The sequence below is a fragment of the Nocardiopsis sp. TSRI0078 genome (genome assembly GCF_001905145.1).
Lineage (GTDB): Bacteria > Actinomycetota > Actinomycetes > Streptosporangiales > Streptosporangiaceae > Nocardiopsis.
In genome coordinates, this window is record NZ_LWLB01000022.1 from 1 (window position 1) to 18,829 (window position 18,829).

Here is an 18,829-nt window from a genome sequence, read left to right on the forward strand (position 1 = left end):
ATTCCCAAACAGGCCCTAGGCTTCCCCCGTTACCGGGACGAATCGGAAAGTAGGCCGCGTGTCGACACATACCGCTCAACCGGAGGGCAGCCTCACCGAGGAGGCACGGACCCGGCTCCAGCGCCGTACCGTCCTGACGCTCATGCTCGCCCAGGTGGTCGGCGGCATCGGGATGGGCGCCATGCTCGCCGTGGGCGCGCTCATCGCCCTGGACCTCACCGGCTCCGACGCCTGGTCCGGCGCGGCCACCACCATGATCACGCTGGGCGCCGCGGTCTTCGCCCTCCCCCTGGCCTCTCTGGCGGCCCGGCACGGCCGGCGCCCCGGTCTCGGAGCGGGTTGGGTGCTCGGCGCGCTCGGCGGCACCGTCGTCATCGCCGCCACGGTACTGGGAACGTTCGCGCTGTTCCTGGCGGGGATGGTGCTGGTCGGTGCCGGCACCGCCACCAACCTGCAGGCACGCCACGCCGCCGCCGACCTGGCCTCCGAGCGCAGCCGCGGCCGGGACCTGTCCATCGTGGTGTGGGCCACCACGATCGGCTCGGTGACGGGTCCCAACCTCATCGGTCCCAGCGGCGCCGTGGCCGCCCTCTTCGGGTTGCCCGAGTTGCTGGGGCCGGTCCTGTTCACCACGGCCGGATTCGTCTTGGGCGCGGTACTGACCTTCGCGCTGCTGCGCCCCGACCCGCTGCTCGTGGCCACCGCGGCCCGCACACGTGCGGGCGCGTCCTTTGGGGTCCGGCTGTCCGTGGCCGGGGCCCTGCGGGTGATCGCGGCCAGTCCCGGCGCCCTGCTCGCGGTGGTCGGCATCGTGGCCAGCCACACGGTGATGGTCGCGGTCATGACCATGACCCCCGTGCACATGTCCCACCACGGCGCGGCGCTGACCGTGATCGGTCTGACCATCTCCCTGCACATCGCAGGCATGTACGCGCTGTCCCCGGTGGTGGGTTGGCTCACCGACCGGCTCGGCCGCGTCCCCCTGCTGCTGGCGGGACAGGTGGTCCTGCTGGCCGCCGCGGCGGTGGCGGGCACGGCCGGGCACGACGAGACCCGGGTGACGGTCGGGCTGGTCCTGCTGGGCCTGGGGTGGTCGTTCGGCCTGGTGTCCGGGACCGCGCTGCTGGCCGAGTCCCTGTCGGCGGAGGTGCGTCCCCGGGCGCAGGGGGTCAGCGACCTGGTCATGAACCTGGGCGGCGCCGCGGCCGGGGCGCTGTCGGGCGTGGTGCTGTCCCAGACGGGTTTCGGCGGCCTGAACCTGTTCGCGGCCCTGTTCACCGTGCCGGTGTTCGTGCTCGCCGCACGTGCGCTCCTGGTGCGGGGGGACCGGGCTCCGCACCCCGGCTGACCCGTACACGCGCTCCCGGCTCCCGGAGCCGGGAGACACATCCGGACCTTTACCGGAAACGCCCCGGGATCTCCACGGAGATCCGCGTTCGTGTGGTTACCGTGCAGACGTGATGTGTCCACCGGCCCCGGTGGGCGGGTTCCGCTGACGGAGGGGTGTTCCCAGTGTCCGATCGCGACGAGGACGTACCGGGGAGGAGGCCGGGGCGGCATGAGGACCCGGTGAACCACCATCCTCCGGAGGAGTGGCGTCCCGGTGACCCCGGCGATCCGATGGAGAGCGTGCGGCAGCCTCCGGGGGAGCCGCCGCACGCCCACCCCCACCACGAGCCCCCGACGGGCGGGCGGAGCGCGGAGGAGGCTCCCGGAGGCTCCGGGGAGCGGCCCGCGGGGTCGCACGCCTACGGTGAGCGGCCGCCGGAGGGGCGCCACCCGACGGGCGCCCCTCCCGAACCGGTGGGCGGCGAGCTCTCCGAGGGACCCAGCGGCCCCGGCCAGGCCGGGTACGAGCACGCCGGTTACGCGCCCGGATACGGGGAGGCGGACGTGTCCGGTACGGGCCCGGGGACCTCCCCGCCCGGCGGGCAGCCGGAGAACTACAGTTCCGGCCAGGCGCCCGGCTACTTCGAGGCCGGCGGCTACCCCTCCGGCCAGGGGCCGGGATACGCCCCGGGCACCGGGGCGGCCGGGGGCTACGGGCCGGGATACGGCGCCGGACAGAGCTACCCGCCCCAGGGCGGGTACGGGCCTTCGCAGACCCGGCCCACCCCCTGGGGGAAGATCCTGGGCATCGGCTGCGGCGTGCTCCTGCTCCTGCTGCTCCTCGCCGGAGGCTGCACGACGCTCCTGCTGTTCGCGGCGGGGTAGCGGGGAGTCCTCCGGCAGGAGGGGAGCGGGTCGGCGCTACGGGGCCGTGCGGGGGCCGGTCAGGGTGCCAGTGCGGGGTCGCGCAGCCACTCCGACAGGTCCCGCCGGCGCTCTCCGTCGCACTTGAGCGGGCACGTGGTGCAGTACCCGTGCTCCGGGTCGCCCTTGTAGTCGAAGCAGCAGGTGCCGCGCACCGCCCAGGTTCCACGCGGGTGGTCGGGGGCGAAGGGGAACAGGCGCGGGCGCCTGCGGGTCACCGCGCCGGCCCCGACCACGGCCTCTCCCAGCCGGGTGGCCAGATCCCAGGCCTGCTCGGCGTCCCGGCCCAGGTAGCGGGCCGGGTTGAGCATGTAGAAGTGCAGGGTGTCGAGGACCCACCCCCACAGGGTGCGCCTGCCCGACCGCGAGTGCGCGTGCAGGGCTTCGACGAGGGGATCGAACGTGGCGAACAGGGCCTGGGCGGCCATCCGGAGCTGGGCGTCCTCGTCCTGGACGACCACGGTGGCCGGGTGGTCGGCCGCCGGGTCGTCCGGCAGGACCGCCATGCGGGTGCCGACCGAGGCGGGTGTGCCGAACCGTGCCCGGACGGTGTCCCAGGGCAGGTAGAGGGTGTCCGGGCTCAGCAGCGGAGCCCGTCCGGTCAGGTACAGCGACGCCGAGACCATGAAGATCGGTTCGCGCAGGGTGACCCGGAGAAAGTTGGTGGCGGCGGGGAGGCGGTGTCCGGGGCCGTGCTCCGTCCGCAGTTTGTCGAACAGGACCGGTACCCAGCCGTCCGAGGCCAGGGCGCCGGCCTGGTGCCACTGCACGGGGCCCGCCGAGTGGGCCTGGACCTCCTCGGGGGAGAGCAGGTCGGGCAGCGGCGCGAACTTCAGCGGCGCGCAGGCGCCACGGAGTGCGTCGAGCGGGTCTGCAACCACCGCGTGAACCTCCCCTTCGTCGCACGGTGCCGTCATGTCCGAAAGTCCGTGTGGCCGCAGCGACCTCCGGGGGAATAGGTGCATCTGTGCCTCTTAAGTGAGGCTACCCTAACGGTCCCGCGTGCCGCAATGATCACCGGAAGGCTCCGGCGGCTCGCCGGGCGGGGAAGGTGGCAGGTCCGAGTGGGTTCCCGTACGGGGCGGGCCGTGCGGGTCCCGTCGTCCGTGTCGGTTTTGTGAAGTATTTGCTGTTCGGGCGCAGGGGTGGAGGCTCAGGGCGGCACCGGAGGGAAGGACTCCTCCGCTCTCCGGCGCCGCCGGTCCTGACGGGCGGGCCCGCCTCCGACGGCCGGGCCGACGGGTCAGGAGGTGGCGGCTCCCGTGCGCCGCCTGCGCGGGCGGCGGTACTGCAGCCACCACTCCACGAACAGCAGCGGCAGGACCCACGACAGGAAGCTGCTGGCCGGGGCGATCGCCTCCGTCAGCGCGGCCTCGTCACCTCCGTAGGACGCCTCCAGCCGGGGCAGGGAGACCAGGAGCATCACGACGATGACCACCCGGTTGAGGGCGATGCCGTAGAGGAGGGCGAAGCTGCGCAGCATCCACGCGCGGTGGTCGGCGAAGCGGCGCCTGCGCGCCATCGCGTAGCCGAGGACGGTGAAGGACAGCCACAGCACCGCCCAGAGGGTGTTGCTGACCTGCGTGCTGAACCCGCTGCTGCTGACCGGTGAGATGAGCAGCGCCGGAACACCCACGAGCGGGATTCCGGCGAACACGTAGACGCGTCCGCTCCAGCGGTGCATGGCCGGGTACCGGCTGCGCAGCCACGGCCACACCTGGAGGATCACCAGCAGCGTGAGCAGGGCGCCGCCGAAGATGTGGGTGACCAGCACCGGGTAGTGCCAGGCCAGGCTCTCGGGGGCGGGAAGGCGCGCCTGGGCGGGGTCCAGGCCGAGATAGGGCGGGACGGCGAAGACCAGGAAGGCCACGCTGAACAGGGTCAGGGGCAGGATCCAGGGGCGCTGCCACCAGCGGGGCCCCTGGTGTCCGGTGCCGCGCTGCTGCGGCGTTGCGGTGGTGGGAGTGGTCATGGCCGGGTCGTTTCCTCCGCGTGGGTGGGCGTTCTGGCGCGCGAGCGGGGACGCGGCTCGGTAGGCGGCTCGGAGCGGGACAGTGTACGAGATAAACTGTGTATTAAGCACACTAGTGAGTGTAAGTAATACACAGTTCTAGGATGGACGTCAACGACGCAGCCGACGACGGGTGGGGCATGACGGCCGAGCAGCAGCCGACCAACAGGATGGAACGGGATACGGAGCTCATGTGGGGGCTCCGGCAGTCCGAGCCCAGGCGCGGGCCCAAGCCCCGGCTCAGCAGGGACGCCGTCGTGGCGGCGGCGGTCGCCCTGGCCGACGCCGAGGGGCTGGAGGCCGTCTCCATGCAGGGTGTGGCCAAGGAGCTCGGCTTCACCACCATGTCGCTGTACCGGTACGTGGAGAGCAAGGAGGACCTGCTCGTCCTCATGAACGACGCGGCCATGGACACCGCACCTCCCGGACCTTGCGGGGGCCGGGACTGGCGGGCCGGCGTCGAAGCGTGGGTCCACGGCGTGCTGACCATGTACGGCCGCCATCCCTGGGCCGTGTACCTGCCCCAGAACGGCCCTCCCAGCGGTCCCAACGGGCTGCGCTGGATGGAGGCGGGCCTGCGGGAGATCGTCCGCTCCGGCCTGGACCCGCGCCGGTCGGTCCAGATCCTCACCATGCTGTCCACCACGCTGCGAGAGATGTTCCGCATGAACGTGGACATGGAGCGCGCGGCCCGGGCGGCGGGCGCCACGGTGGCCGACACCATGCGCGGCTACGCCGCGGGCCTGGGCAGGGCCGTCACCGAGGAGCACTTCCCCACGGTCGCCAGGCTGCTGCGGGAGGACGTGCTGGAGGACGCGCCTGCGGAGGCGCACGGCCGGGGCCCGGCCGGTCCCACGGACGAACTGGACTTCCCCGTCCGCCGCCTGCTGGACGGTGTCGAGGTGTACGTGGAGCGTCAGCGGGCGGCCGGCGACCCGGACAAGGCCGCCCGGCGGTCCGGAGGCTGACCGGACCGTAAGGGCCGCCGGGAGGCGGCTACCGCACCAGCACCAGGTGGTGCCGCGAGAGCACGGACACGATCTCCGCCGCCCGCGCGACCTCCACGTCCGCGTGCCCGGCCAGCTCGGCCACGGTCAGCGTCCGGTGCTCGGCGACCGCCTCCAGGACCGGCCCGACCACGGCCGGGAACCGGTACCGGCGCCCGCCCACGGTGACCGCCACCTTCCCGTCCTCGTGGGACAGCGGCGGCGGCAGGATCGGCACGAACTCCACCCGGGCGTCCGCGGGCGGAGCGCCCTCCTCCACCGGCCACGGCAGGGAGAACGAGGTCCGGCGCGGGAAGCGGGCGTCCCGCTCGGTCAGGAAGCCGTCCAGGTCCAGCTCCTCGGCCAGCTCGGCCATCCGCGTGACCAGCTCGCCCTGGTGCTTGCGCCGTACCTCCGGCTCGGCGAAGCGCGGCAGGTCCCGTCGGAAGGCCTCCTCCTCGAACAGTCGCCGCACCAGCGCCTCCGCCCACTCCACCCCGGTCGCCCGGGTGAAGCCGAAGGTCAGGTGCATGCTCACCTCGCCGGTCCCGGTCACCGTGTGCCACCAGCCGCGCGGCACGTGGATGACCTGGCCCGGCCGCAGCACGCCCTCCCACACCTGGTGCAGCTCGCCGTCGGCGCCGCGCGGGGGCGTGTGGGCGTGGTCCACGTCGTTCTTCATCGGGTACGGGCGCGAACCCGGGCCGTGTACCTGCCAGTGCTTGGTGCCCTCCACCTGCACGATCACCGTGTCGTGGTCGTCCCAGTGGGTGTCGAACCCGCGCGACTCGCCCCAGATCAGGTACAGGTTGGCCTGTGCGCGCTCGCGCACCAGCCGCATCAGGTCGTCGGCCGCCGCGCCCACCGGCGGATGCATCCGGTCCAGGCTGTCCAGGACCAGGCTCGCCCCCGCCCGCAGCTCCCGGTACAGGGCCTCGGGGCGCACCACCCGGCGTGCGTTGCGCGAGGAGGAGGCCACCTCGGTGTAGTGGTCGACCGGGACCGGCGACCCGTCGCGGTGCAGGCGCAGCCTCGGCGGCTCGGGGGAGCACGTGGCCAGCAGTCCGTTGAGGTCGTCGAAGGTCAGCAGCGAACGCACCGCGTCCGCACCCAGGTCGGCGAAGACGAACTCCTCCGACAGGCGTGTGGTGAGGGCGTCCCGGCCCACGACGTCGCACAGGGTCCGGGTGAACAGGTGGCCGGGATCGGTCATGGCACGTCCTTTCCGTACACGGGGGAGGGGCCCCGCCCGGCCAGGGGGGACCGGGCCGGGCGGGACGTCGGTCAGATGAAGTCGGAGCTGGAGTCGGTTCCGTCGTTGTCGCCGCCCGCGGTGATGTCGCGGGAGGTCACCTCCGCCAGGTCCTCGACCTCGACCTCGATCGGGTCCATACGCACCACACCTCGCTTTCCGTGTGCCGTTTCTCTTGTCAGGACCGCCCCGCGCTCAGCGCGGTGACAGCCCCGTTCGGTGGGCCGCGAACGCGTGCGCGTCGGCGGCCAGTCCCACCGCCCGGCTGACCGCGCGCGGGCCGTGGCCCACGTCTCGCTCGTACCGGAGCAGGACCGGTGGGCGTCCCTCCTCCCGTGCCGCCGCCAGCAGCGCCGCGCACATCTTGCGCGGGTGGGCGGCGTCGGTGCGGGTGTCACCGTGGAAGCCGGTGAGCAGGACGCTGGGGAAGCGCCGCCCGGGCGCGTGCACCGCGCTGTCCAGCGCGCGGTGGTAGGGGGAGTAGGACATCAGGGCGGCGAAGTCGTCGGGGTCGGCGGCGGTGCCGAACTCGCGGGTCCACATGCGGCCCAGTCCCAGCAGCTCGAAGCGGGCCATGTCCGCGAGCGGTGCGGAGGCGATCACCGATCCGCACAGGTTCGGGCGCGCGGTCGCGGCGGCCAGGACGAGCAGCCCGCCCGCCGACCCGCCCGACAGGCACAGCTGCCGGCGTGTGCACAGCCCCGCCGAGACCAGGGCGTCCGCGGCGGCCACCAGGTCCTCCACGGCGCGGGGCTTGGCACGTCCGGAACCGGCCAGGTGCCACTCGCGGCCCGCGTCGCCCCCTCCGCGCACGTGGGCGACCGCGTACCGGCCACCCGAGAGCAGCCAGGCCAGCACGGTCGCGCTGAAGCCGAACTGGCGGGGGCGCCCGAAGCCGCCGTAGGCGTGCAGGATGGTCGGTCCCGGCCGGGACCCCCCGCCGCCCGCGGCGGTGAACACGGTCACCGGGACCCGTGTGCCGTCCTCGGAACGGCACCAGAGCACCGTGCGCTCCACGGCGGGGGAGTCCGGGACCGCGGGCGCGCCGGGCGGCCACGGGCGGGGAACGCGCTCCCCAGGAGGCAGGCGAAGGCCCCGCTGCTGGGCGGCCACGTCCGCGTACCCCAGGTACACCGACCCGTCGGGGGCGGCCTCCGGGTCGCGGACCATGCCCTCCCCGGGCAGGTCCACGGCGTACAGCGGCGCGCCCGAGCGGGCGTCGTGCACGACTGCTTCGCTGACCCCCAGGCGCGTGCGCGACACGAACAGCGCCGGACCGCCCCCGGGCGCGGGGCACGGGGCGAAGGCGTCCAGGGTCGCGCCGGGCTCCTCGGGCACCACCTCGCGCCAGTGCTCCGTCCCGGGCTCCTCGGGGGAGACCGCGCAGATCCGCCGCCACGGCGCGCCCAGGGTGGTGCGCAGGTACAGCAGGCCGTCGGGGCCCATGCGGGCCTCGGTCTCGGCCTCGGCGCCCACCTGGACGGGCCGCAGCACGGGACGCCCCGGCGCGGCGGCGGCCAGGTCGGCCAGCCACAGGTCGGTGCGGTGCCCGGTGCCGTGGCTCTCGGTCACCAGCAGCCATCTGCGGCCCAGGACCCGCACCCCGGGGACGGTGCCGGGCGCCGTGCAGGCGTGGACGAGTGTCTCGGCGCCGTCGGCCACCCGGCGCAGCCACACACCGCGTACGCCCTGTTCGCCGTCGCGGCGCACGTAGTAGAAGGAGGGCGCGCCCTCGGGCACCCACGCCACGTGGGAGTAGCGCACCCCCGGCACGGACGGGCCCGCCGGCGCGCCGGTGTCGGCGCGCAGCACGCGCAGGACACCGCGCTCCACGCCCCCGGAGGAGGTCTGCACCGCCACCAGGTCCCCGTCGGGGCCGGGTTCCCAGGCGTCCAGGGTGGTGCGTCCACCGGGATCCTCGGCGGCGGGGTCGTACAGGGTGCGCGGCGGGCCGTCCCCGGCCAGGACGACCAGGCGCGGGTGCTCGGTCCCGGAGGGGCGCACGGTGGCGAAGGCCGCTCCGGGGCGGTGGACCGGCGTGCTCCACAGGTCGGTGTCCACCAGCGAGCGGATGAGCGCGTCCAGGTGTGCGCGCAGGGGCCAGGCGGCCGCCTCGCGTTCGTACTCGCGGCCCCGCTCCTCCAGCCAGCGCAGGGTCTCGGGGGAGTCGGCGGCCTCCAACCACCGGTAGGGGTCGGGTACGGCCCGTCCGTGCAGTGTGTCGACGGCGGACACCGGGTCGGGGGCGAGGGCGGCTCCGGGGGCTCGGTTGCGCACCATCACATCGTTGGTGCGGGCCGAGCCGGTGGTCAAGGAACAGATCCCTTGCCCCCGAGCACGTGGCTGTGGCCTCAAGGCAAGGTTTGTCGACGCGCGGGCCGGGAAGCGCGCCGACCGTCCTCAGGCCGGACGCAAGGGACCGCCCCGCCGGGTCCCGGAAGGAGGGGAAGGATCCGGCGGGGCGGTCGCGGGCCGACCTAGAAGTTGTCCGGGTGGCCGATGGCCAGCCCGCTCTCCTGGTCGAAGAAGTGCAGCTGGCTCACGTCCACCGACAGGTTGACCGTCTTGCCCGGGCGCACGTTGCTGCGGGGGCTCACGCGGGCGGTGAACTGCGTCTGGCCGCCGCCCAGCGGCATACCGCTCTCGCCCTCGCCCTCCTCGCCCGCGGCGTCCTTGGCCAGGGCCGCGGCGTCCTCGTGGCGCACCGGCGGGGCGTCGACGCCGAAGATCACGTTGATCTCCGTGCCCAGCTCCTCGGTCACGCCCGCGGTCACCTGGATCTTCGGGTCGCTGCTGCCGTCGAGGTCGGCGTCGTTGAAGTCCGAGGGGCGGATGCCCAGGATGATGCTGCGTCCCAGGTAGTCGCGCAGGTTCCGGCGCGAGTCCAGGACGCTCGCCGGGACCGGGAGCTTGTGCTCGGCGAAGGTGAGCACCGCGTCGTCGCCCTCGGCGACCAGCTCGGCGTCGACGAAGTTCATCGCCGGGGAGCCGATGAAGCCGGCCACGAACAGGTTGACGGGGGCGTCGAAGAGGCGCTTGGGGGTGTCCACCTGCTGCAGGCGGCCGTCGCGCAGCACCGCGACCCGGTCGCCGAGGGTCATCGCCTCGATCTGGTCGTGGGTGACGTAGATGGTGGTGACGCCCAGGCGCTCGTGGAGCTGGTTGAGGGAGGCGCGCATCTGCACGCGCAGCTTCGCGTCCAGGTTGGACAGCGGCTCGTCCATGAGGAAGGCCTGGGGCTCGCGCACGATCGCGCGGCCCATGGCCACACGCTGGCGCTGACCGCCGGAGAGCGCGCCCGGCTTGCGCTTGAGGTAGGGCTCCAGGCCCAGCATCTCGGCCGCCTCCTTCACGCGGCGCGCGATCTCGGGCTTGGGGACCTTGCGCAGCTTCAGGCCGAAGGCCAGGTTCTGCTCGACGCTCATGTGGGGGTAGAGCGCGTAGTTCTGGAAGACCATCGCGATGTCGCGGTCCTTGGGCGGACGGTCGTTGACGATCTCGTCGCCGATGACGAGCGTGCCTGCCGAGATCTCCTCCAGGCCCGCGATCATGCGCAGCGCGGTGGACTTGCCGCAGCCGGAGGGGCCGACGAGCACCATGAACTCGCCGTCCTCGATCTTCAGGTTCAGGTTGTCGACGGCCTTGACGTCGCCGCCGTAGATCTTGTCAACACCCTCAAGGGCGATCTCCGCCATGGTTGTCAGCTCCCGGGCCGGGGTCGAGGTGGGGGTGACGCGCATCTCGTGGAGGTCCGCGCCGCCGAACCTGGATCTTTCGGACTTGATCGAACCAGGTCGTTCTACTGATCACATCAGACACGATCCTGATCGAAAAGTCCATACTTGAGTCGATGTCGATCCGATTGCGGCCAGGCGCACGTCCCGTCCGCTCGGCTGGCGTGGCGGCCCCAGGTGCGTTAGCCTGTCCGACGGTTCATCACTTTCTCCCCTCCACGCACTCGGAGCGGCGGCCACGACACGGGCGCCGGGTTGAGGCATCGGGTCGGGGAGTCTGGGTAACCTAACGACCAGTCCAGCACTGGACGGACCGGTTGTGCGGCCCCCACTCGTCCGATCGGACGCTGCATCACGCGCCAGGTGCAGCTGGGATCGGGTGAGGGGCGGAGTACCGCGACCGGGCGGGGGGTTGGACCCGGAAAAGGCCCGAACATCCAGTAGACAACGGTCTTCCGAGCTCGCCGCCGACGGGACGGAGCCGGTCCGAAGGGTGGCTCGGGCCTTTTCCGCGTCCCCCCATATGCTGACCGCGAGCACTCCACCAGCCAGCGGAAAGCGAGCACCCCACGTGGTTGCCGAGCACACCGAGCAGGGCGACGTCCCCGGCTCCGACAGACCCTCGCCGGAACCGGTGGGGCGGGAGCGGACGGCGACCCCGGCACGCTCCTCCACCTCCGCCCCGGCCCCGGGGTACCGCTGGGGGCGCGGTGACCTCCTGTGGCGGGTGCTCGCCGCGGCCGCCTCCGGCCTGGCCCAACTCCTGGCCCTGCCGCCCCACGGCCTGTGGTGGCTGGGACCGCTCAGCGCCGCCCTGCTCGCCTTCGCCGTCGCCGGGGCCCGCGTGCGCCGCGCCGCCTGGCTCGGAGCCCTGTCCGGGGCCGTGCTCATGGTCCCCCTGGTGCGCTGGCAGGACATCTTCGGCATCGACGTGTGGCTGCTCATCGCCGCCGCCGAGACCGCCTACTTCCTCCCCATGGCGATGGGCCTGGCACTGGTCATGCGCCTGCCCGCCTGGCCGCTGTGGACGGCCGCCCTGTGGGTGGCCCAGGAGGCCGTGCGCGCCCGCTGGCCGCTGGGCGGATTCCCCTGGGGCAAGCTCGCCTTCGCCCAGCCGGACACGCCCTTCGCCGGCTACGCGGCGCTGGGCTCCTCCGCGCTGGTCTCCTTCGCCGTCGCCCTCACCGGCGGCCTGCTGCTGTGGAGCGTGCTGCGCGCCGTCGCCGCCCGAGGGGCCGCGCACGGTGGCGGGGACGGCCGGAGCGCGCGGGCGCTGGGCCTGGCCGCCGTCGGCCTCGCCGCCGGCGCCGTCGTCGTCGCGGGCGGCACGCTGGCCCCCGCCGTCGGCCGCCCCGCCGTCGCCGACACCGTCACCGTCGGCATGGTCCAGGGCAACGTTCCCAACGTCGGCGAGATGTCCGTCCTCGGCGAGCGCATGCAGGTCCTCCGCAACCACGCCGACGGCGTCCACGAGCTGGCCGACGGCGTCCGCGCCGGAGAGTACCCCCCGCCCGACATGGTGCTGCTGCCCGAGAACGCCAGCGACATCGACCCCTTCCGCGACCCCGCGGCCAGGGAGATCATCGACGCAGCCGCCGCCGACGCGGGCGTCCCCCTCCTGTGGGGGATGAGCCGCTTCAACGACGACGGCACCCGCCACGTCAGCAGCGTGGTCTGGGACCCCGAGGCCGGCCCGGGGCAGATCTACGACAAGCGCTACCTCGTGCCCTTCGGCGAGTACATCCCCTACCGCGACTTCTTCACGCGGTTCGTGGCCCGCCTGCAGCAGGTCAGCTCCGACGCCGTCCCCGGCACCGAACCCGGCGCGCTGGACGTGGGCGGCACCACCCTGGCCGTCGGCATCTGCTTCGACGTGGCCTTCGACCCGCCGGTGCGCGAGGCGGTGGCCGCGGGCGGACAGGTCATCGTGATCCCCACCAACAACGCCAACTACAACTTCACCGGCCAGACCAACCAGCAGCTGGCCATCACCCAGCTGCGGGCCGTCGAGCACGGGCGCCCGGCGGTGGTCGTCTCCACCAGCGGCGTCAGCGCCGTGGTCGAGCCCGACGGGAGCCTCGCCTACGCCTCGGAGGAGGCCGTGGCCGACGTCCACGTCGCCGAACTGGAGGCGATGGAGGGCACGACCGTCGCCACCCGGCTCGGCGCGGCCCCCGAGGCGCTGCTGAGCGTGCTGGGGCTGGCCGCGGTGGCCGCCTCCGTGGTCATCGGCCGCCGCCGGGCCTGACCGCCTGTTCGCCCGCGGCGTTCCCGGCGGGGGAACCATGGCGCCCGCGTGCGCGTTCCTCCTTGTAGGGAGGACCCGGCCGACGACCCCTGAGGATGGTTCCGCATGCCGCTGCTGACAGTGCTGGCGCTGATGGCGCTGCCGTTCGTGGAAGTGTGGCTGATGATCACGGTCGGCGACTGGATCGGCGTGCTCTGGACGCTGGCGGCCATGGTCTCGCTGCTGGTCCTGGGCGTGGCCGTGCTGCGCCGGGCCGGGACCAGGGCCTTCCGGGACGCAGACGGGGCCATACGGTCGGGCGAGCCGCCGCGCGGCGGCCTGCTCGACCCGCTCATGCTCATGGCGGGCGGCATCCTGCTCATCGTCCCCGGGTTCGTCACCGCCGTGCTCGGTCTGCTGATGGTCCTGCCCTTCACCCGCCCCGTCCTGCGCTGGGCGTTCGCCGGATGGGCGCAGCGGCGCGTGAGGCGGATGCAGGAGCGGATGGGGGAGGAGTTCGTCGTCCGGGGCGCGGGCGCCCCCGGCCAGGGGCCCTCCGGCGGCACGGGCGGGCCCTTCGGCCGCCGCCCCGGCGCCGGCGGCGAGGCCTCCGGGCACGACCGGGGCCGCGTCATCCAGGGCAGCTTCGAACCCGAGGACCCCCGCGACACCGAGCGCTGAGTCCTCCCCGCCACGGTGTCCCCCTCAGGGCGGCGCGTCCCGCGGGGCCGCGGACGCACCGCGGCGACGCCTTCGAAAGCGCCCCCGTCACGACCGACCGTGGAACCGGGCCTGGAGGGCGCGCACCTCCTCGGCCAGGAAGTCCACCGGCCCGTCCACCGCGATCCCGGGGACGACCTCGCCCACCGGCAGCGCCCGCACCGGCGCCGGGGGCACGCCCCACCCCTCCAGCCACGAGACCAGCTGTGCCGAGGAACTGGCGTACACGATCCGTCCCAGCCCCGCCCACCCGTGCGCGGCCGAGCACATGGGGCAGTGCTCGCCCGAGGTGTAGACGGTCGCCGCCGCGCGCTCGGCGGGGGTCATACGGGTCGTCGACCACCGGGCGATCGCGAACTCCGGGTGCTGGGTCCTGTCGCCGCCGGCGACGTGGTTGTGGTCCTCGAAGAGCACCGCTCCGTCCGCGCCCACCAGCACGGAGCCGAACGGCTCGTCCCCCGACTCCAGGGCCCGGGCGGCCAGTTCCACCGCGCGCCGCAGGTGTGGCAGGTCGGTGTCGTCCACCATGGTCTCTCCTCGTCGGACGGCCGGCGGGGACCGGGCACGGTCGTTCGCCCCGCGCGGCTCGGCGGCACGCGTCACGGGGCGCGGTCAGCGCCACGGTAGCGCCGACCGGCGGCCACCGGCCAGGCGGGGACGCCGCCCACCCGCGCGGGGGCCTTCCCTCAGGCCGGGCCGTAGTCGAGGTTGTACAGGGCGTTGTCGTTGTTGAAGACCAGGGTTCCGCGGTCGCCCTCGATGACGTCGGAGCCGAGGAGGTCGTCCCCGTCGGGGGAGTCGGCCTCGTACAGGAACACCTCGGTGCCGGTGCTCGCCTTCCGGTTGACCGGCACCCGGGCCGGGGAGTCGTGGTCGCAGTCCACCGAGTCCGCGGACGACCAGATCCTCCTGCCGTCCACGACGAGGTACAGCTCGTCCCCGTCCGCGCCCCAGTCCTCGGTCTCGTAACAGATCAGCGTGTGCAGGTTGACGGTGGCCGCTCCGACGGCCGCGGGCGCGAAGGGGAGCACCCCGCCGACCACGGCGGTGGCGGCGGTGAGTGCGCAGGCGACGGTCCGGTTCACGCGGTTCTCCAACGTAGGGCCTTTCTGTCATGGGAAGGTGCGTCGCTGGAAGCGGGGCGCGGCGGGGAAGACCCCGCCGTCCAGTCGGCCGGGGACTTCCCCGCCCCCGCCCCGGAGAAAACGAAAACTCTTGCCTCGCGCCTGTCCGGCGCCCGAAGTCTGCTGTTTCGCCACGTATGGGACGCCATCCGGGCATTCCAGGTGCGGGGAGCGGACCGCGAAACGGATGCCGAGCGGCAGGGGAGCGCGGGGACCGGCCGGAGGGCGTCCGGGCGCGGAGGGGCCGGGCACACGGACGGCCGCGCCGGGCGGAGCCGGCGCGGCCGTCGGTGAGGAGGGCTCAGACGGGCTCGGGGGCGCGCTCCTCGGCCTCCTCCCGGCCCTCCTTCGAGGACAGGGCCCCCGAACGGGCGATCATCCGGTCGTCCACCACACGGATCACCGTGATCGCCACGATCGCCACACCCGCCACGGCCAGGCCGGTGAGCACCTTGGCCGGGTCGCTCACGTCCAGGTCGAAGAACCACTGCCCCAGTGGGGTCACCATGGCCAGCGTCAGCAGGCCCACCATGGAACCCACCAGCAGGACCTTCCACCACACGTACGGCTTGGCCACCAGCAGCAGCACCCACAGCGTCGTCGCGCACAGCGTGATCACCACCGCGGTGCGGTCCGCCGGATCGGGCACGGTCCGTCCGCCCAGCACCAGCAGGTAGGTGGTCACCGCCGCGAAGCCCGCCACCATCCCCGAGGGGATCGCCAACCGCAGCGTCCGCATCACGAAACCCGGCCGGGCGATGTCGGTGTTGGGCGCCAGAGCCAGGAAGAACGACGGGATACCGAACGTCACCGCGTTGATCAGCGTCGCGTGGCGGGGGAAGAAGGGGTAGGCCACCGCCAGCAGGCCCACGATGATCGCCAGTGTCATCGTGTACACGGTCTTGGTCAGGAACAGGCCGGCCACCCGCTCGATGTTGCCGATCACCCGGCGGCCCTCGGCCACCACGCGCGGCAGCGTCGCGAACCGGTCGTCGAGCAGCACCAGCTGGGACACCGAGCGCGACGCCGGGCTCCCCGAACCCATCGCCACGCCGATGTCGGCCTCCTTCAGCGCGAGCACGTCGTTGACGCCGTCACCGGTCATCGCCACCGTGTGCCCGCGCTCACGCAGGCCCCGCACCATGTCGCGCTTGCGTTCGGGCGTCACCCGGCCGAACGCCGAACGCTCCTCCACCTCGCGGGCCAGCTCACCGCCGTCCCCGGACAGCGAACGCGCGTCCACCGGCCGGTCCGCGCCCGACAGGCCCAGCTCCCGGCCCACCGCGCCCACCGACGCCGCGTGGTCGCCGGAGACGATCTTGACGTCCACTCCCTGCGTGCCGAAGTAGTCCAGGGTCGGACCGGCGTCCTCGCGCACCCTCTGGTCCAGCACCACCAGCGCCACCGGCACCACGGGACCCGGGGCCTCCTCGGAGTCCACCCGCGCCGAGGCCCGGGCCAGCAGCATCACCCGGTGGCCCTGCGCGCCCAGCCTGGCCGCCTCGGCCGCCGCAGGCTCCTCGGAGGGGAGCAGCACGTCGGCCGCGCCCAGCACCCAGTGCTCCTCGCCCCCGGAGGTCAGGAAGCTCGCCCCGCTCCACTTGCGCGCGGAGGAGAAGGGCGCCAGAGCCGCCACGGGCCAGTCCGGGGCGGACAGCCCCCCGGCCTCGCACCCGTGCGCGATCGCGGCCATGCTCGCGTTGTGGTCGGGGTCGCCGGCCGCCAGCGCCGCCAGCACACGGGACGGAGGCGGTCCGTCACCGTACCCGCCCAGGTCGCGGATCTCCGTCAGCCTCATACCCGCCTCGGTCAGCGTGCCCGTCTTGTCGGTGCACACCACGTCCACGCGGGCCAGGCCCTCGATCGCGGGCAGCTCCTGCACCAGGCACCTGTGCCGCCCCAGCCGGATCACCCCGACCGCGAACGCGATGCTCGTGAGCAGGATCAGCCCCTCGGGGATCATGGACACCAGGGCCGCCACCATGCCGCGCAGCGCGTCCGCCAGCGGGCCGGAGATCCGCCCGCCCGCCGCCGGCTCCTCCAGGGTCACGTGCCCGCCCATGAACAGCTGGCTGTAGACCAGCAGGGCGCCGATCGGGAACAGCGCGAAGGTGATCCACGTCAGGATCCGGTTGATCCCCGAGCGCAGCTCCGAGCGCACCAGCGAGAAGCGGCTCGCCTCCTCCGCCAGCCGTGCCGCGTAGGCGTGCCGCCCCACCTTGGTGGCCCGGAACCGGCCGGTGCCCGCCACCACGAAGCTGCCCGACATCACCGTGTCGCCGGGCTGCTTGACCACCGGATCGGCCTCGCCGGTCAGCAGCGACTCGTCGACCTCCAGCCCGCCGGCCCAGGTGACGGTGCCGTCGACCACGATCTGGTCGCCGACACCGACCTCCAGGACCTCGTCGAGGACGATCTCCTGGGCGGCCACGCGCGTGGTGGCGCCGTCGCGCACCACCCGGGGGCGGGCGGCGTTGACGATGGCGAGCTTGTCCAGGGTGCGCTTGGCGCGCAGCTCCTGGACGATGCCGATGAGCGTGTTGATGAGGATGACCATCGCGAACAGCCCGTCCTGCACGGGGCCGATCACGGCGATGATGGAGAACAGCACCGCGATCATCGCGTTGATCCGGGTGAACACGTTGCCGCGGATGATCTGGGCGACCGTGCGGCTGGCACGTACCGGGACGTCGTTGGTCCGGCCGGCGGCGACGCGCTCGGCGACCTCCCGCCGGGTCAGCCCGGGCTCGTCCGGGGGGCCCTGCGGTCCGGGCCGGACCGCGGGGGCGCCCGCCGCGGCGGAGCCGCCCGAGGATCCGGCGGAGCCGCTGCCCGGCCGCGGGTCGGTGACGGTCGGGGAGGCCCCCTGCGCCCTGTCCGCGGCGCTGTCCGCGTCGGCCTCGGGCCGGTCGGGTTGTTCGGGCACGCACACTCCTGGGGTGGGTACGGGAAACGGGGCGGGGTCCTGCGGGGCACGTCGGACACACCCGCCCGGACACCTCAAGGTTAGGAAGACACACAGAGTAGAAGACTCCGGGCCCGGGCACAGGTACGACCGCCCCCGGGCCGGTGTGGTGTCCGCACCACCCGGGCCCCTGCGGGGACCCGCACCTCTCGCCCGCGGGGCGCACCGCGTCGTAGAGTCCGGGTACCGTTGCGTTCACTTCCGTTCGCCTTCCGGCCGTCCCGCCGCAAGCCACAGCAAAGGTCGTCATGTGCACTGTCATCGTCGGCTTCGATCCCGGCGCGGACACGCCCCTGGTCGTCGCCGCGCTCAGGGACGAGATGTCCTCCCGGCCCTGGGACCGGCCCGCGCACCACTGGCCCGACCAGCCCGGACTGGTCGGCGGCCGTGACCGTCTGGCCGGGGGCACCTGGCTGGCCGTCGACCCCGCCCACGCCCGGGCGGCCGCCCTGCTCAACGGGTGGCCCTGGGACGGGCGCATGCCCTGGGAGGGCACCTACCCGGCCAGCCGGGGAGAACTGCCCCTGCGTGCCCTCGCCCACGCGGGCCGGGCCCCGGAGCGGGACCCGCTGCACGGCGCGGACCCCACCCTGTACGCGCCCTTCCACCTGCTGGACGCCGACGCCCACAGGGTCAACCTGCACAGCTGGGACGGGCGCTGCCTGGACACCCGGACGCTGCCGACCGGGGTGAGCATCGTGGTCAACACCGGGCTGGACCCCGACGACCCGCGCACCGTCCGGCACACGCCGGAGTTCGCGCGTACCCGACCCGATCCGGCCGACCTCGCCCGCGCCCACGGCGTCGAGGAGGTGTGGGGGGAGTGGCCGCGCCTGATCACCGAGGCCGCGGGCTCCGCGCCCCGTTCGGCGGGCACCGACGAGTCCGGCGACCCGACCGGCCTGATCGCCCGCGCCGACCTGGGCGACGGGAAGGTGTGGGCCACCGGGTCGGTGACCCTGCTGGCCCTGGACCGCGAGACCGTGCGCTACGCCTTCACCGACACTCCCGCCGACCCCGGGGCGTGGCGGATGGTCGACCTGTCGCCGCCCCGGCCCTGACACGCGCGGTGCCGCCCGACGGGAAGGCCCGGCGGGCGGCACTCACGGGAGGAGGGGAGGGTCAGCCGGGCAGGTTCCAGCGCTGGACGGCGCTGCCGTCGCAGTCGGCGATCTCCATACGGGTGCCGTCGCTCTGTGCCCTTCCCTGGGGCTGCAGGCAGCGGCCCGACTGCGGGTTGCGCAGGGCCTGGGTCCCGCCGTCATGGGTCCATCGCTGGGCGCCGGTCCCGTTGCACTCCCACAGCTGTACCGCGGTGCCCGCGGCGGTCCCGCCGCCGGCCACGTCCAGGCACTTGCCGAACGCCCGGACCGTGCCGTCGGCGCCCACGGTCCACTGCTGGGCCTGGTTGCCGTTGCAGTGCGCCAGCTGGATGGGGGTCCCGTCGCCCGTCTGGGCCCCGGCCACGTCGAGGCAGATGCCGTTGGAGGCGGTGATCGTTCCGGTGCCCCCGCCGGTACCGCCCCCGTCCTGAGAGTAGATCCGGACGTAGTCGAC

General features: G+C 73.8%; 15 protein-coding genes. 6 read left to right on the plus strand and 9 right to left on the minus strand.

Annotation, left to right across the window (positions count from 1 at the left end; all coding sequences use genetic code 11):
* The first annotated feature begins 58 nt into the window (after positions 1 to 58).
* The gene (locus A6A08_RS14355) at positions 59 to 1,348 is read left to right on the plus strand and encodes an MFS transporter (protein WP_073703105.1); all 1,290 of its coding nucleotides are present in this window, start codon (positions 59 to 61) and stop codon (positions 1,346 to 1,348) included.
* A 221-nt stretch (positions 1,349 to 1,569) separates the two neighbouring features.
* Positions 1,570 to 2,214: a hypothetical protein gene (locus A6A08_RS28840; RefSeq protein ID WP_242422615.1), complete on the plus strand. Its 645-nt coding sequence runs from the start codon at positions 1,570 to 1,572 to the stop codon at positions 2,212 to 2,214.
* Between the two features lie 59 nt (positions 2,215 to 2,273).
* On the opposite strand, the gene A6A08_RS14365 is transcribed toward A6A08_RS28840, so the two are convergent.
* Positions 2,274 to 3,134: a (2Fe-2S)-binding protein gene (locus A6A08_RS14365; RefSeq protein WP_143181767.1), complete on the minus strand. Its 861-nt coding sequence runs from the start codon at positions 3,132 to 3,134 to the stop codon at positions 2,274 to 2,276.
* Between the two features lie 362 nt (positions 3,135 to 3,496).
* Positions 3,497 to 4,225, minus strand: coding sequence for a DUF2306 domain-containing protein (locus A6A08_RS14370; RefSeq protein ID WP_073703107.1), 729 nt, complete (start codon positions 4,223 to 4,225; stop codon positions 3,497 to 3,499).
* A 179-nt stretch (positions 4,226 to 4,404) separates the two neighbouring features.
* Between A6A08_RS14370 and A6A08_RS14375 the strand changes: the two genes are divergently transcribed.
* Positions 4,405 to 5,232, plus strand: coding sequence for a TetR/AcrR family transcriptional regulator (locus A6A08_RS14375; protein ID WP_073703115.1), 828 nt, complete (start codon positions 4,405 to 4,407; stop codon positions 5,230 to 5,232).
* Positions 5,233 to 5,260: 28 nt separating this feature from the next.
* On the opposite strand, the gene A6A08_RS14380 is transcribed toward A6A08_RS14375, so the two are convergent.
* The 3 genes from A6A08_RS14380 to A6A08_RS14390 all read right to left on the minus strand — a co-directional run bounded on the left by A6A08_RS14380 (position 5,261) and on the right by A6A08_RS14390 (position 10,197).
* Positions 5,261 to 6,463 carry a JmjC domain-containing protein gene (locus A6A08_RS14380; protein WP_073703108.1) on the minus strand — a complete coding sequence of 401 codons (1,203 nt, stop codon included), beginning with the start codon at positions 6,461 to 6,463 and terminating at the stop codon, positions 5,261 to 5,263.
* A 234-nt stretch (positions 6,464 to 6,697) separates the two neighbouring features.
* Positions 6,698 to 8,782, minus strand: a complete 2,085-nt coding sequence (locus tag A6A08_RS14385; RefSeq protein ID WP_073703116.1) for a prolyl oligopeptidase family serine peptidase — start codon at positions 8,780 to 8,782, stop codon at positions 6,698 to 6,700.
* A gap of 197 nt (positions 8,783 to 8,979) precedes the next feature.
* Positions 8,980 to 10,197, minus strand: coding sequence for an ABC transporter ATP-binding protein (locus A6A08_RS14390; RefSeq protein ID WP_073703117.1), 1,218 nt, complete (start codon positions 10,195 to 10,197; stop codon positions 8,980 to 8,982).
* 610 nt (positions 10,198 to 10,807) lie between these two features.
* Here A6A08_RS14390 and lnt point away from each other — a divergent pair.
* Both lnt and A6A08_RS14400 read left to right on the plus strand, forming a co-directional pair.
* Positions 10,808 to 12,484: an apolipoprotein N-acyltransferase gene (gene lnt / locus A6A08_RS14395; protein WP_073703109.1), complete on the plus strand. Its 1,677-nt coding sequence runs from the start codon at positions 10,808 to 10,810 to the stop codon at positions 12,482 to 12,484.
* 105 nt (positions 12,485 to 12,589) lie between these two features.
* The gene (locus A6A08_RS14400) at positions 12,590 to 13,144 is read left to right on the plus strand and encodes an FxsA family protein (protein WP_073703110.1); all 555 of its coding nucleotides are present in this window, start codon (positions 12,590 to 12,592) and stop codon (positions 13,142 to 13,144) included.
* Between the two features lie 87 nt (positions 13,145 to 13,231).
* Here the strand turns inward: A6A08_RS14400 and A6A08_RS14405 are convergent, their stop codons facing one another.
* The 3 genes from A6A08_RS14405 to A6A08_RS14415 form a co-directional block, all read right to left on the minus strand.
* Positions 13,232 to 13,711, minus strand: a complete 480-nt coding sequence (locus A6A08_RS14405) for a nucleoside deaminase (RefSeq protein ID WP_073703111.1) — start codon at positions 13,709 to 13,711, stop codon at positions 13,232 to 13,234.
* 158 nt (positions 13,712 to 13,869) lie between these two features.
* Complete coding sequence (locus A6A08_RS14410) at positions 13,870 to 14,268, minus strand: hypothetical protein (protein WP_073703112.1); 399 nt, start codon at positions 14,266 to 14,268, stop codon at positions 13,870 to 13,872.
* A gap of 340 nt (positions 14,269 to 14,608) precedes the next feature.
* Complete coding sequence (locus A6A08_RS14415) at positions 14,609 to 17,233, minus strand: HAD-IC family P-type ATPase (protein WP_073703113.1); 2,625 nt, start codon at positions 17,231 to 17,233, stop codon at positions 14,609 to 14,611.
* Between the two features lie 287 nt (positions 17,234 to 17,520).
* Here A6A08_RS14415 and A6A08_RS14420 point away from each other — a divergent pair, with 287 nt between their 5' ends.
* Positions 17,521 to 18,333: an NRDE family protein gene (locus tag A6A08_RS14420; protein WP_073703114.1), complete on the plus strand. Its 813-nt coding sequence runs from the start codon at positions 17,521 to 17,523 to the stop codon at positions 18,331 to 18,333.
* A 61-nt stretch (positions 18,334 to 18,394) separates the two neighbouring features.
* On the opposite strand, the gene A6A08_RS14425 is transcribed toward A6A08_RS14420, so the two are convergent.
* The coding region (locus A6A08_RS14425) for an RICIN domain-containing protein (protein WP_143181769.1) at positions 18,395 to 18,829 on the minus strand (435 nt) is incomplete at its 5' end.

Bases quoted from the DNA above. Each gene is read 5' to 3' on its own strand.
- A6A08_RS14380 (WP_073703108.1), bottom strand. From the start codon at position 6,463: ATGACCGATCCCGGCCACCTGTTCACCCGGACCCTGTGCGACGTCGTG.
- A6A08_RS14385 (WP_073703116.1), bottom strand. From the start codon at position 8,782: ATGGTGCGCAACCGAGCCCCCGGAGCCGCCCTCGCCCCCGACCCGGTG.
- A6A08_RS14400 (WP_073703110.1), top strand. From the start codon at position 12,590: ATGCCGCTGCTGACAGTGCTGGCGCTGATGGCGCTGCCGTTCGTGGAA.
- A6A08_RS14405 (WP_073703111.1), bottom strand. From the start codon at position 13,711: ATGGTGGACGACACCGACCTGCCACACCTGCGGCGCGCGGTGGAACTG.
- A6A08_RS14370 (WP_073703107.1), bottom strand. From the start codon at position 4,225: ATGACCACTCCCACCACCGCAACGCCGCAGCAGCGCGGCACCGGACAC.
- A6A08_RS14375 (WP_073703115.1), top strand. From the start codon at position 4,405: ATGACGGCCGAGCAGCAGCCGACCAACAGGATGGAACGGGATACGGAG.
- A6A08_RS14420 (WP_073703114.1), top strand. From the start codon at position 17,521: ATGTGCACTGTCATCGTCGGCTTCGATCCCGGCGCGGACACGCCCCTG.
- A6A08_RS14390 (WP_073703117.1), bottom strand. From the start codon at position 10,197: ATGGCGGAGATCGCCCTTGAGGGTGTTGACAAGATCTACGGCGGCGAC.